The sequence below is a fragment of the Xanthomonas vasicola pv. musacearum NCPPB 4379 genome, assembly GCF_000277895.2.
GTDB classification, from domain to species: Bacteria; Pseudomonadota; Gammaproteobacteria; order Xanthomonadales; family Xanthomonadaceae; genus Xanthomonas; species Xanthomonas vasicola.
In genome coordinates, this window is record NZ_CP034655.1 from 957,598 (window position 1) to 971,987 (window position 14,390).

General features: G+C 63.5%; 7 protein-coding genes, 1 pseudogene and 1 riboswitch. Of the genes and pseudogenes, 5 read left to right on the forward strand and 3 right to left on the reverse strand.

What is annotated here, in order from left to right; all coding sequences use genetic code 11:
• Window positions 1-31 precede the first annotated feature (31 nt).
• A riboswitch (S-adenosyl-L-homocysteine riboswitch) is annotated at window positions 32-145 on the reverse strand.
• Between the two features lie 124 nt (window positions 146-269).
• The 3 genes from KWO_RS04410 to KWO_RS04420 all read left to right on the forward strand — a co-directional run bounded on the left by KWO_RS04410 (window position 270) and on the right by KWO_RS04420 (window position 6,607).
• Window positions 270-2,801, forward strand: a complete 2,532-nt coding sequence (locus KWO_RS04410; RefSeq protein ID WP_050561046.1) for a S9 family peptidase — start codon at window positions 270-272, stop codon at window positions 2,799-2,801.
• 396 nt (window positions 2,802-3,197) lie between these two features.
• Window positions 3,198-5,912: a phosphoenolpyruvate carboxylase gene (gene ppc, locus KWO_RS04415; RefSeq protein WP_010381718.1), complete on the forward strand. Its 2,715-nt coding sequence runs from the start codon at window positions 3,198-3,200 to the stop codon at window positions 5,910-5,912.
• A 137-nt stretch (window positions 5,913-6,049) separates the two neighbouring features.
• Window positions 6,050-6,607, forward strand: a complete 558-nt coding sequence (locus tag KWO_RS04420; protein WP_017112764.1) for a TetR/AcrR family transcriptional regulator — start codon at window positions 6,050-6,052, stop codon at window positions 6,605-6,607.
• A gap of 62 nt (window positions 6,608-6,669) precedes the next feature.
• Here KWO_RS04420 and KWO_RS04425 read toward each other — a convergent pair whose 3' ends face one another.
• Together KWO_RS04425 and KWO_RS23530 are read right to left on the reverse strand one after the other, a co-directional pair.
• Entirely contained in the window at window positions 6,670-7,644 is a 975-nt protein-coding gene (locus KWO_RS04425) for a hypothetical protein (RefSeq protein WP_017113643.1), read from the reverse strand.
• A 221-nt stretch (window positions 7,645-7,865) separates the two neighbouring features.
• Window positions 7,866-8,108, reverse strand: a pseudogene (locus tag KWO_RS23530) (hypothetical protein); the annotation flags it as partial.
• 7 nt (window positions 8,109-8,115) lie between these two features.
• Between KWO_RS23530 and KWO_RS04435 the strand changes: the two are divergent.
• Window positions 8,116-10,887 carry a TonB-dependent receptor gene (locus tag KWO_RS04435; RefSeq protein WP_026113176.1) on the forward strand — a complete coding sequence of 924 codons (2,772 nt, stop codon included), beginning with the start codon at window positions 8,116-8,118 and terminating at the stop codon, window positions 10,885-10,887.
• Window positions 10,877-12,466 carry a histidine-type phosphatase gene (locus KWO_RS04440; protein WP_017112761.1) on the forward strand — a complete coding sequence of 530 codons (1,590 nt, stop codon included), beginning with the start codon at window positions 10,877-10,879 and terminating at the stop codon, window positions 12,464-12,466. Before KWO_RS04435 ends, KWO_RS04440 begins: the two co-directional genes overlap by 11 nt.
• Window positions 12,467-13,075: 609 nt before the next feature.
• Here the strand turns inward: KWO_RS04440 and metK are convergent.
• Entirely contained in the window at window positions 13,076-14,287 is a 1,212-nt protein-coding gene (metK, locus tag KWO_RS04445) for a methionine adenosyltransferase (RefSeq protein ID WP_010367557.1), read from the reverse strand.
• Window positions 14,288-14,390: the final 103 nt, after the last annotated feature.

The following is a 14,390-nucleotide window of genomic DNA, read 5'->3' on the forward strand; positions in this document are numbered from 1 at the left end:
GCAATGGCTCCGGTAGGCAAACGAATGTCTGCAATTCCGGGCGCCGTTGAACGATAACTGCTGGTCGAGCCTGGCCGTATTTACCTGCACCTGTGGTGCAGTGAGCGATCAGTCCGCCCTACCGGTCGCAGCGCCCCTCGACAACAGCGTTGATTATATCGGCAGCACCCCCCCTCGGCATGAATTGCAGCCCACCCCCTACCAACGGCAGGGGAGCGGCCGACGGGCGGCTGCTATGGTCCGGGGTCGATTATCATCGGGGACGGACAATGCAGAGGAACCGGCATGCGCAAGGCTGGCGGCAGCACACATGGGTGTTGAGAGGGGCTTTGGCGTTGAGTGTACCGGTGGTGGCGGTCGCTAGCCCGGCACCTGCCAGCCCGGCAGCCGTGCAACCCGGCACTGTGGCAGGCGGCGGGTATCAGCTGCCGTCCACGGCGCTGCAGGCGGTGGTGGACGCCCCGCGCGCGCCGCTGTTGCAGCTGTCGCCCAAGCGCGACCTGGCCGCGATGCTGCAAATGCCGGCTCTGCCGGACATTGCCGAGGTGGCCCAGCCGGAGCTGAAGCTGGCCGGCATGCGCATCCATCCAAAGACGTTTGCCGCCAGCCGGTTTTCGTTCGCCAGCAAGCTATGGCTGTTGTCGGTGGCCGATGGCAGCGAGCGGCAGATTGCCGGCTTGCCGTCGCCGCTGTCGCTGGCCGACCTGAACTGGTCGCCGGACCAGCGCTATCTGGCGTTTCGCCGCGAAGATGCTGCCAGCGGTGCCAACGAACTGTGGCTGGTGGACGTGGCGGCCGGGCAGGCGCGGCGGCTGGTGGCCGGCTTGAACACCAGCGTCGACGACGACTTGCGTTGGTTGCCCGATGGCAGTGGCTTGCTGCTGCAACAGGTTGCAGGGCAGGGCGCGCCGCCGACCCGCGATGCGACACCGGCCGGCCCCGCGATCCAGCAGACCAGCGCGGCCGCCGGGGTGCGCTCGCTGCCGACCTACCAGGACCTGCTGCGCAACGAAGCCGACGCGCGCGCGTTCGAGTACTACGCCACCGGCCAGCCGATCATCGTTACGCTGAGCGGGCAGGTGCTCCCGATCGCCGCGCCCGGCATCTATCTCAATCTGTCGGTGTCGCCGGATGGCCGTTACATTCTGAGTGAACGCAGCGAGCGGCCGTTCTCGTACCTGGTGCCGGTGACTAATTTTCCGCGGCGCATCGAGGTGCTGGACCTGCAGGGCAAGCTGGTGCGTCAGATCGCGCAACTGCCGCTGGTCGAAGGCCTGCCGACCGGTAACGACGCTGTGCCGACCGGCGTGCGCGACATCAGCTGGCGGCACGATGCACCGGCCACGCTGGTGTGGGCCGAAGCGCTGGACGGCGGCGACCCGGCACGCGAGAGCAAGCTCCGCGATGCGGTGAGGATGCAGGCAGCGCCATTCACGCGCGCGCCGGTCACGCTGGCGCAGCTGGAGAGTCGGTTCGAGGGCATCCAGTGGGGCCGCGGCGATCTGGCGATCTTGAGCGAAAGCTGGTGGAAGACCCGCCGCACCAAGCAATGGCGCATTGCACCGGATCAACCGCAACGCGCGCCCGAATTGCTGTGGGACCGCTCCTCGCAGGACCGCTACAGAGACCCGGGCACGCCGGCGACGGTAGCCGATGGCAAGGGCCGCCCGCTGCTGCAGACCGGCAGCGATGGCAACAGTCTGTTCCTGCTCGGCAAGGGCGCTTCGCCGGAAGGCGACCGCCCGTTCGTGGACCGATTCGATCTGCGCAGCAAGCAGGCCACCCGCCTGTTCCATTCGCAGGCGCCGAGCTATTCCGCACCGTTGGCGTTACTGGATGCGCAGGCCACGCAGCTGTTGCTCAGCCGCGAATCGCCGGAGGAGCCGGCTAACTATGTCGTGCAGACCTTGGGCGATGCAGCGCCCGCACCACGGGCATTGACCCACTTCGCACACCCGCTACCGCAGTTGCGCGGCGTGCAGAAGGAGCAGATCCGCTATAAGCGCGCCGATGGTGTGGACCTTACGGCCACGCTGCTGCTGCCGCCCGGTTATGACCCCAAGCGCGATGGCCCACGGCCGCTGCTGATGTGGGCTTACCCGGGCGAATTCAAAAGCGCCGATACCGCCAGCCAGGTCACCGACTCGCCGTACCGGTTCAACGCGATCAGTTACTGGGGGCCGCAGGCGTTTCTGGCGATCGGCTACGTGGTGCTCAACAACCCGACCATGCCGATCGTGGGCGAAGGCGATGCCGAACCCAACGACACCTATGTGCCGCAGTTGATCGCCGATGCGCAGGCCGCGGTGGATGAAGTGGTGCGGCGTGGCGTCACCGACCGCGAGCACATCGCCATCGGTGGGCATTCCTACGGCGCCTTCATGACCGCCAACCTGCTCGCGCACACACGCCTTTTCAAGGCCGGTATCGCGCGCAGCGGCGCCTACAACCGCACGCTTACCCCGTTCGGCTTCCAGGCAGAGGAACGCAATTACTGGCAGGCGCAACCGGTGTATCAGGCGATGTCGCCGTTCAACTACGCCGACAAGATCAAGGACCCGCTGCTGCTGATTCACGGCCAGGACGACAACAACACCGGCACCTTCCCGATCCAGAGTGAGCGCATGTTCGCTGCGATCAAGGGCCTGGGCGGTACTGCGCGTCTGGTACTGCTGCCCAATGAATCGCATGCGTACCGCGCGCGGCAGTCGATCATGCAGATGCTGGCCGAAAGCGAGCAATGGTTGAAGACCAATGTTGGCGATCCTGTGAAGGATGCAGGCGCTTCACGCACACGTTGATCGATGGTTGCTTGCACCGGTAGGAGCACGCCTGCGCGCGCTGCGGCTTTATCGATAACGCTTCTTCGCGCCCAGGTGCGCTCCTGCAGCGGATGTGGCTGGGGCGCTGCCGGCAACATCTGCTGAGCCGTCCAGATGATTGCTGCGTTCACCCGTAGGAGCGGGCTTGCCCGCGAGGGAGTTACCGGGAAAGCCGCACGCGTAGGAGCGGGCTTGCCCGCCAAAGCATTACCGGGAAAGCCACGTCGCGCGCGAGCGCGCCTCCTACGAGAGCCATCGGATACGGGGCACTGGCACACGATGGTTGGTGTTGAAACCATCGCCGTCGTCGCGATCACCTAATCCTTTTGGGTTAGTCTTCGACGACTTTGCGCTTGAAGAGGGTGTGCGTTTCCGATGAACGAGTACCGCAGCAGTCTTGTGTTCGCTACCCCCGATCTTCCCTTGCGCGACGATGTGCGGCGGCTCGGTGCACTGGTGGGTGATCTGCTCGCCGAGCAGGTGTCTGCGGAATTCCTCGATGAAATCGAACGCGTGCGCACCACCGCCATTTCGCGGCGCGAAAGCGACGCCCCGCCATCCACGTTGAGCGAACAACTCACCGGGCGCGAGCCGCGTGACGCCGAAGCGCTGGTGCGCGCCTTCAGTACCTATTTTCAGGTGGTCAATATCGCCGAGCGCGTGCATCGCATCCGCCGCCGCCGCGAGTACCAGCGCAGCGGTACCGACACGCCGCAGCCGGATGGCCTGCACGACGCATTGCGCCGGCTCAAGGCGCAGGGTGTGACCCTGGACGAACTCAGCCAGTGGTTGCCGCGTATCGATGTGGAGCCGGTGTTCACCGCGCATCCCACCGAGGCAGTGCGCCGCGCGTTGCTGGAAAAAGAACAGCTGATGGTCGCCAGCCTGGTCGACAACCTGGACGGCATGCGCACGCCCAACGAACGCGCCAGCGACGCCGCGCGCTTCCGCATGGCCTTGACCGCCTCGTGGCAGACAGCCGATTCCTCGCCGGTGCGCCCCACCGTGGACGACGAGCGCGAGCATGTGGGCTTCTATCTTACCCAGGTGCTCTACCGCGTCATTCCGGTGATGTACGAAACGCTCGAACACGCCATCGAAGAAACTTACGGCAGCGTGCCAGTGTTGCCGCGCCTGCTGCGTTTCGGCACCTGGGTGGGGGGCGACATGGACGGCAATCCCAATGTGGATGCCAACACCATTGCCGGCACCCTGGATGCACAGCGGCGCGCGGTGCTGGACCGCTATCAGAAAGAACTCTGGCAGCTGGCCAGCCTGCTCAGCCAATCGACCACGCTGGTGCAGGTGAGCCCTGAGCTCACCGCGCAGCTGGAACGCTACCGCGCGCTGCTCCCCGAGGCCGCCGCACGTTCGCGCCCGCGCCATGGCGACATGCCGTACCGCCTGCTCAACGACCTGATGCGCGCACGCCTGCAGGCCACCCTGGACGATGCCGACGGCGCCTACGCGGCGCCATCGGAGCTCGAACACGACTTGCAGTTGATCCTGGACAGCCTGCAAGCCAACAAGGGCCTGCATGCCGGTTGGTTCGCGGTGCGGCGTCTGCTGTGGCGCGTGCGCAGTTTCGGTTTCCATCTGGCGCGATTGGACGTGCGCCAGGAATCGAGCGTGCATGCGCGCGCCGTGGCCGATGCCTTGGGCCAGACCGACTGGGACGTGCAGGACGCCACCCAGCGCGCCGCCGTGCTCGGCCCCTATGCCGCCGGAAAAGAGCCCTTGCCGCGTGTGCAGGATGAAGGCAATGCGCGGCTGGATGCGGTGTTCGCCGCGCTCGCCGATGCACGCACGCGCCACGGTGCCGATGCATTGGGCAGTTACATCATCTCGATGGCGCACAACCGCGCCGACGTGCTCACCGTGCTCACACTGGCACGTCGCGGCGGGCTGGTCGACGACGCTGGCGCCGTGCCGCTGGATATCGTGCCGCTGTTCGAAACCGTGGACGATCTGCGTGGCGGTACCGGTACCGTGCAGGACCTGCTCGCCGACCCGGTGTATCGCCAGCATCTGGCCGCGCGCAGCGATACGCAGATGGTGATGTTGGGGTATTCGGATAGCGGCAAGGACGGCGGCATCGCCGCTTCGCGCTGGGGCCTGCAACGCGCGCAGGTCGAGTTGCTGGAAGCGGCCGCCGAGTTGGGCGTGCGGCTGACCTTCTTCCACGGCCGCGGCGGTTCGATCGCACGCGGTGGCGGCAAGACCAGCCGCGCGCTGGATGCCGCACCGCGCGGCAGCGTCGATGGCCGCTTGCGCGTTACCGAGCAAGGTGAGGTGATCCACCGCAAATACGGCATTCGTGCATTGGCGTTGCGCTCGCTGGAGCAGATGACCGGCGCGGTGTTGCTTTCGAGCCTGCGCCCGCGTGCGCCCGAGCCGCGCGAGGAGCGCTGGCGCCCGGCGATGGATCTGGTGGCCGAACGCAGCACCGTGGCCTATCGCGCGTTCGTCGGCGCGCCGGATTTCATGCAGTACTTCCGCCTGGCCACGCCGATCGATGTGATCGAGCGCATGACGCTGGGCTCGCGCCCGTCGCGGCGGCTAGGCCAGGATGCGGCGCTGTCAAACCTGCGTGCGATTCCGTGGGTGTTTGCGTGGAGTCAGGCGCGTGCGGTGATTCCGGGCTGGTACGGCGTCGGCAGCGGTCTGCAGGCGGCAGTGGATGCCGGGCATGAAGACACCTTGCGCGAAATGGCGCAGGACTGGCCGTTCTTCCGCACCTTCCTGGACGACATCGCCATGGTGTTGTCCAAGGGCGATCTGAACATCGCCGAGTTGTTCTCGCGGTTGTCGGGCGACTTGCACACACGGTTTTTCCCGCTGATCCGCGACGAACTGGCCTTGACCAAGGGCTGGGTCAAGGCGCTGCTGCAGCAGCAATCGCTGTTGCAGCACGACCCGCGGCTGGCGTTGTCGATTCGCCTGCGCAACCCCTACATCGACCCGATCAGCGTGCTGCAGGTGGACCTGCTGCAGCGCTGGCGCGCCACCGATGGCGAAGACGAGGAACTGCTGCGCGCGCTGGTGGCCTGCGTCAATGGCGTCTCGCAAGGCGTGCAGAACACCGGCTGATCGCATGGCCGGCTGCAAGGCCGGGCAGGGAGCATATCCACGGCAAGCCAACGGCGATCAGGCCGTTGGTCGGAAAGGGCACGCAAGCGGCAAGCGGACTCTGGCGCAACCGGACAAATCTGTCCGATAATGCCGGCATGATGACTTCCCGCCCCGATGCCGCGCTGCGCCGCCGGCAGATTCTCGATGCCGCCGACGAAGTGTTCAGCGAACACGGCGTCAATGCCCCGCTGGAATTGGTGGTGGAGCGCGCCGGTCTTGGCCGCGCCACCCTGTACCGCAATTTCCCCGACCGGCTCGCGCTGATGACGGCGTTGATGGCGCGTGGCCTGGATGGGCTGGAGCGTATGGCCGCCGACTTGGCCGACCGCCCGGATGGCTTGGCGGTGCTACTGCACGATGTGGCCGAGCACATCGCCCAGTCCGCGCCGATGGTGGACTTCTGGCGCTCGATCGAACGCGCGCACCCGGCAGTGCACGCAGCGGACCGGCGCGTGGTCAGCATCTTTCTGCCGTTCGTGCATCGCGCCCGCGACGCCGGGTTGTGCCGGGCCGATGTCGATGACGAGCAGTTGTTGCTGGTGATCGACATGCTGGGCAGCTGCCTGCGCGGTAGCGACGAAGCCGAACGCAAGCGGCTTGCGCATCGCTCTGCCGATCTGTTGATGCATGCGCTGGGCATGCAGGTGTCTTGAGACCGCACGTGATGACACGCGCCACACGTGTCCGCATGGTGTTGAGCGTTTTGCTAACGCCACTACCAGTCGGTGAATTTCAAGATGTTATTGAGCCTCACCAAGTGAACTTCGTGTCCAAGTAGTGTATTCCAGAAATCCTGACGACTTTCCTTTTGTCCTGCTCCGTCCCACTCGACCACACGGATTTTTGATGGGCCTCGCGCACTTAAAAGTGAGTTGAGATGTCTATCGCATCCCGAGTAACCAACAAGCACGGCTGATTCGGATTCTTCCAGTGCTTTCGCAAAATGCTCCCAATAACAGGTAAGCAACCGCGACGCGGCAATCACCGTCTCCTTGTGCTTCACATGGGTCAGTACGATATGGGAGCCTGTAATGTCTTGATCAGTGCCGAGCTCTGCCTGCCGAAGTTTTATTACTTTCTTATCTCTATCGCCGTCATCTCGATCAACAAACAGCGGCGATCCGTGCAGGTGCATGTAATAGCCGAAGTCGCGGCCGTATTTCCTCTCCAGGTTGTCTTCTGCGAATCCATTTCTCAAAAATCCGTCCACAAGTGCTCCGTTATAGCCATCGAGAACTTCTTCTTTAATCATGGGTTGATAAAGGAGATTGTCGTAGTTCAACGTGGCGACGTGAGATTTTGTTTTCTTGGAGTAAGCGACAAGAGACGCGATGAAATCCATGGGCAGCCCAGAATCCCGCCGATGGAAATACAGTGACGTTTGGTAGAGGAATTTTCTGACCGCCTCAGGAAAGCGCTTCCCGTCGTCGCTTAACCAATGAAGCTCGCCACTCCCGGTTCGAGAAAGAAAATCGCAGGCCGATACGACGAGTTGCAGGTCGTCCAAGTCGTCTTCGCCATGAGGACGGTCTCCTTCATCGCTCAAGCAGTAGCGGACCAGGTCCTTTGTGGGCTCATCAAGAGCCACGCTATCTTCCCACGTGCGCCCGATGGCGTTGTCCAGCGAGAAGAACGTTGGGTCCAATGCCATCCCCAACCCGTTTCCAAAAACCAACGTCGCTCTGGCCACCCATTCCTCCGCTGTAAGAGTGCAACACTTGCGTCGACAATGCCTCGCTGCACTGGAACATATGACTTGACAGGCAGTAACTGAGAAGTTGACCCATGGAAGGTCTGATGTCTTTGCTGGATGGCGGCTCCCTCGGGGGAGACAGCTGCCGGCAGCATGACGGTCGATGTCGCTTAAGACATGTTGTCTTGCACGCAGGCACGCCGACTGGCTAAGCGGCCGCACGCGCAGGACAGCACAAAATTAGCATCAATACGTCCGTGAATGTGCCGACTTGCGCATGCGATGCGTGCATTTTTCATGTTCGCAGGCACGGTCACCAAACTGAAATACCGCATCACCACCATGCGCGGCGCCTGCTTGCAGGTGTGATGCAGCAGCGCCGCTGCTGACTGCCTCGCTCCCCACATTCGCGGTGGCGTAGCTGTGGCTTCGGTACATGGCGCGCTGCTGCATTCATCGGATTACCTCATGATCGTTCGTTGTTCGCTGTTGCGTCCTTCGCTGTTGTCGCAGGCGCTGTGTTTATCGTTGTGTGCGCTGTGCGGGCATGCCGCTGCCCAGGAGACGCAGGCCACCACACCTGCCAAGGGTGAGATGGCCACGCTGGACAAAGTCACTGTCGCTGCCACGCGTTACAACGCGACCGACATGCAGATGGCCGCGACCAACACCGTCAATGTGTTGTCAGCCGACGATCTCAAGACCACCGCCGTGCACAACGTGGCTGAAGCGTTGGGCCTGATGCCGGGCGTCAATGTGATCAATACCGGGCAATCGTATTTCGGCGGCATCGACGGCGCTGCACGCGGCGAAGGCATGTTCTCATCGGTGCGTGGCCTCAATGCCGAATACAACGTCAACCTGATCAACGGCATCAACGTGGCACAGGGCATGCCGTATAGCCGCGGTGTGCAACTCAGCTTGCTGCCGCCCTCCGGCTTGCAGACCATCGCCCTGAACAAAACCTCCACCGCCGATATGGACGGCGATGCGATCGGCGGCACCATTGATTACCGCACCCCCAGCGCATTCGATTCAACCGACCGCCAGGGCGGCAGCGTGACGCTAAGCGGACGACTGGAAAGCCGTGCACGCGACTACGGCGATTCCGGTCTGGGCAGCGGCGCAGCCGGCGATTGGCATGCGCGTTTTGGCGATGCCGGGCAGTTCGGCGTGGCGGTCAGTGCTTATTACGACGAGCGCCATTTCGTGAACAGCGAAGTGGCCGCCGCTTCGGCTGCACGCAACGATGGCGCGTGGAAATTTGCCCGTGCCGATGCCAGCGGCAATCTGGCAGCCGGCGCCGACCCGCAGGATGTGTTGCAGAGCACCGGGATGAATATCGGTTACTCGCAAGGCGAGACGCGCCGCTACGGCGGCAATGCGGCGTTCGATTGGCGCGTGGACCCCAGCCTGCATCTGTATGCACGCATGACCTACGCCTTCGCCAAGACCGAGCAAAACACCGGCTACACGCAGTTTGTCCCGGCCAATGTCAGCTTCACCCAGATCGGCAGCAGCGGCGTGTATCAGCCGCAGATCAATCGCGTTGCAGTGCGTTACTGGTATGAAACCAACCCCGAAGAGGCTGACCTTGCCACCGTGCAGTTCGGTGCAGACAAGCAGCTCGGGCATTGGACATTCTCACCGAACATCTTCTACGGCACCGGCAATAACGATCGCCCGGACCACGTGGAAATTTCCGCGCGCAACGATCAATACAGGTCAAGCAACTTCGCCTATGGCGCCAACCGCTTCATCAGCTACGACGCCAATGGCTTTCCGATGCCGCTGCTCACTCCGGCCATGCAGGCACAGGCCTCGGATGTGGGCAGCCTGTACGCGCGACGCACCGGGCAGATTTCCAGGCAATACAGCGGCCAGGACAAGGGTGGCGGCAAGTTCGATGTGGCATACGATTTCGATGCCGGGCTGCTTAGCCGCATTGCGTTCGGCGTGAAGTATGTTGACAGCTCGCGCAACTTCACCGATCGCGACTGGACCAATGCCAAGTACACCGACGGTACCTTGTTGCGCGACACCGGCCTGATCGCGCAGCGCTACGATTCGGTCTATCCGGACCAATATGCGTTTCCCACCGTGCGCCTGAGCAATGCAGCGCTCAACGACCTGATTGCGCGCACGCTCACGCCGGCCAGTTTCGACAGTTGCGGCAAGCTGGCGGTCAATAACCTCAACTGCAACACCATGCGCGCCACCGAAGCGGTGAGCGCGGCCTACGCAATGGCGACTTTGCGCACCGGTAACTGGGAAATTCTGCCGGGCATGCGCTTCGAACATACGGCTATCACCAACACGTTCTGGGCCCAGCCGGCCGCCATCAACGGTGCCGAGCAGGTCGGCGCATTCGCCAACAATCACACGCGCTACAACGTCGCTTTGCCGAGCGTGTTCGTCAATTACCGGCCCGATGGCGATGGCGCCGTGTATCGCGGTTCGGTGTGGACCAGCTACACGCGCCCGGCCTTTGTGCAGTTGGGCGGCGGCCGCTCCACCGATATTTCCAGCGACGGCCAGACCACCATCACCGAAGGCAACCCGGATCTGAAACCGATCAAGTCGCTGAATGTGGATGTGTCGGGCGAATGGCAGAACGACAGCGGCGGCCACGCCATGTTGGCCGGCTATTACAAGCGCCTCACCGATTACATCTACGAGAGCGGGTCGAATGCCGCCAACCCCGGCGAAAGCGGTACCGCCAGTACCCGTTTCGTGCGTCCGCAAAACGGCGGCGACGGCCGCGTGCTGGGCATGGAAGCGGCTGTGCGGCAGACCTTCCAGGGCCTGCCCGCGCCGCTGGATGGCTTCGGCATCGGCGCCAATGTCACCCGTCAGACCACGCGCGTGGATCTGGGGACGGAAGGCTTCGCACACGAACGCATCCAGAACGCACCCAACCTGCTCGCCAACGCAGAACTGTTTTATGAAAAGGGGCCGTGGTCGGTCAACGTGAGCTATCACTACTCCGGTGAATACGTGTCGGTGTACGACTATCTCAACCGGGGCGCGCATTGGGACAACGTGTGGATCAAGCCGATCACCCGCGTCGATCTGCACCTGGGCTATGCGCCCACCGACCACCTGCGCGTGGATCTGTCGGTGGCCAACCTCACCAAGCAGCACAGCTATTGGGCACACGTGGGCCACGATAGTGATGCAATTTCCGACATCGTCGATTCCGGCATGACCAGTCTGGTGACCGCAAAATATGTGTTCTGATCAAGCACGATGCGCAGGCGACGACCTGGCAGGCGCCAACGTCATGACCGATGCGCAACAAGACGCAGGACGCGCAGATGGTTGCCATGGAACGGGGCAGGGGGCGTCGCAACCTGCGCTGTTGGCCGGCGGTGGGGAACCGCCGTTGGCCGCGCGCTTGGTCGTCGGCGTGCGTGACGCGATGGGGATCGCGGCACGCACGTTATATGCAGTACGCATGCAGCGCGTTGGCATTGCGCGCATGCCTAACAAAATGCCTAGCGGCATGTCCGTGGCAACTGGCAGCGCGCTGTGCATGCTGTTGGTGGTTGGGCTTGCGTTGGGTGGCTGCGCAGCCTCAACGCCGAGTGCATCCACGCCGCGTGTTGGCGATCAATCGACCGACACCGCCGGCCAACAGGCAGGCACGGGTACGCCGGCCTCTGCGCAAACCGCACAACTGGAGCGCGTGGTGGTGGTGTTCCGGCACGGCGTCCGCGCACCGCTGCAAGGCGAGGCCGCCGCTGCGCACTATGCCGATCAACCCTGGCCGCAGTGGTCCACGCCTGCCAGCCTGCTCACCGCGCATGGTCGCAAAGGTGTGCAATTGAGCGGCGAGTACCTGCGTCAGTGGTTGGCACAGCAGGCCTTGCTGCCGAGCAGCAGCTGCCCGGCCAGCGGCAGCGTGTCGGTGTGGGCCAATACCGATCAACGCACCATCGCTAGCGGCGCGTTGCTGGCCGATGCGCTGGCCCCTGGTTGCGGCATTGTCGCCGGGCATCGGGAGGCTGGTAGCAACGATCCGCTGTTCCGACCGATCGAAGCCGGCGCGGTACCGTTCGACGCGACTGCAGCGGTGGCATCGATCCAGCAACAGACCGGTGGCCCTGCTGCCTTGCTGCAAGGCCATGCCGCCGAGCTGCAGGCGCTGCAGCAGATTCTGGGTTGCACGCAGACGCCCTGCGATTTCGCACAGATGCCTTCCACGCTGGCGCCATCGGCCAACGGGCGTGGCCTCAAATTAGGCGGCCCGATCGACCTGACCTCCGGCACTGGCGAGGTGTTGCTGCTGCAATACGCAGAAGGTCTACCGCTCTCGCAGGTCGGCTGGGGGCGCGCCACACCCGAACGCCTGGCACAAGTGTCGCGCTTGCACGCATTGCTGTTCGACATCTATGCACGGCCGCACTACATGGCCGCACGGTCGGGTGCACCGCTGGCGCGCGAGGTCTTGCAACGTTTCAGCGATGCGCAGGCACCGAAAGTCTCGCTGTTCGTCGGCAGCGACACCCACATCGCCGCCTTGAGTGGCCTGCTGGGTGTGCATTTTCATCTGCCTGGCTACGGCGCCGACGACCCGCCACCGGGCGGCGCTCTGTTGCTTGGTTTGTGGCGCGAACCCAATGGCGAGCGGGTCGTGCGCGCCCAATACCTGGCGCAATCGCTGGATCAATTGCGCACCCTGGCACCGCTGGATCTCGCTCACCCACCCTTGCAGCAGCAGGTGGCGCTGGGTCTGTGTGCTCCGGAGCGGCGCATCGCGTGCCCATTGTCTGAATTTGCCAAGGCGCTTGAGCAGCAATTGCGGCTTGATCAATAGCCGCGTGATCGCGATGGCTATCTTTGAGTAGTTGGCATGCGGTGTAGCTTGGTCGCATACCTGCTGGCGATTTTCGCCCTGCGTCGCTGCCTACGCTTGCTGCGTGTGCGCTCCAGGGCGCTGCACCAGTGGCGCTCAAGCGTGTGCGTTGGAGCTTGGAAAGAGAGGAGCTTTACCCGCTTACATCAGGAGCGTGCTATTGCTTCCTCCCACCGGAACAGTGTCCTCCTTGATGGGGGAGAAGGTGCACCGTAGGGGTGGATGAGGGTGCGCGGCAGAGAGTCACCAGTTTCTGCAATGACCAATGCGTTGCCACGCGCCTGCACCGATTGCTTCGCTCCGTACCCTCACCCCAACCCCTCTCCCGTGGGGAGAGGGGCTTTATCTCCTACGCCGATGTGCGCCGCATCTACTGACGACAACAACACCATCGCTCCAGCCATGCCGCGCCAAGCTGCTGCATCAGGCCACTGCAAGCGATACAAACTGCAATCGAGATAGCTGCAACAGCATCCGTTGCATCCCACCGACAAACCCTAAAACGCAACTGGGCCGCATCAGCGGCCCAGTCATGAAGCATCTCGCTCGTTCCCGCAGGGAGCGGCGTGATTATTTCAGCTTCGCAGCATCACGCAGAGCGTCGGCGCGGTCGGTCTTTTCCCACGAGAACGAGGTCGCGCTGTGCTGCGCGCCGGCGCCGTCGGTGTAGGTGAAGTCCTTCGGCTTGCGGCCGAAGTGGCCATAGGACGCGGTCTGCTGGTACATCGGGTGGATCAGGTCGAGCATCTGGATGATGCCGAACGGGCGCAGGTCGAAATGCTTGCGGATCAGCTTTTCGATCTGCTCGTCGGCGATCTTGCCGGTGCCGAAGGTGGTGACCGAAATCGAGGTCGGCTCGGCCACGCCAATGGCGTAGGAAACCTGCACTTCGCAACGGTCGGCCAGGCCCGCAGCCACCACGTTCTTGGCCACGTAGCGCGCCGCGTAGGCGGCCGAACGGTCGACCTTGGACGGATCCTTGCCCGAGAATGCGCCGCCACCGTGACGCGCCCAGCCGCCGTAGGTGTCGACGATGATCTTGCGACCGGTCAGGCCGCAGTCGCCCACCGGGCCGCCGATCACAAACTTGCCGGTCGGGTTGATGTGGAACTTGGTGCCCTTGTGCAGCCACTTGGCCGGCAGCACCGGCTTGAGGATTTCCTCGCGCACCGCTTCGATCAGGTCTTTCTGCTTGACGCCCGGGTCGTGCTGGGTCGACAGCACCACCGCATCGATCGCCGTCGCCACGCCGTCTTCATAGCGCAGGGTGACCTGCGACTTGGCGTCCGGACGCAGCCACGACAGCGCCGAGTTCTTCTTCTTGCGGATCTTGGCCTGCTGCTCGACCAGGCGGTGCGACAGGTGGATGGCCGCCGGCATGAAGCTGTCGGTTTCGTTGGTGGCATAGCCGAACATCAGGCCCTGGTCGCCAGCACCCTGCTGCTCGGGGTTCTTGCGGTCCACGCCCTGGTTGATGTCCGGCGACTGCTTGCCGATCAGGTTGAGCACGCCACAGGTCTCGCCGTCGAAGCCGACCTCGGAACTGTTGTAGCCGATGTCCAGAATAACCTTGCGGGTCAAGGCTTCCAGGTCGATCCAGGCACTGGTGGTCACTTCGCCGGCCACGATCGCAACGCCCGTCTTGACCATCGTCTCGCAGGCCACGCGGGCGCGCTTGTCCTGGGCCAGGATGGCGTCCAGCACTGCGTCGGAGATCTGGTCGGCGATCTTGTCCGGATGGCCTTCGGAGACCGATTCGGAGGTGAACAGGTAGCTGGACATCAGGCTTATATCCCTTTATTCGGATGAAAAGATGGGTGCGGATGATACACGCCCCGTGTGTCGATTGTATTGTGCGCCTGAATGGATCGCTTTAGGGTTAAGC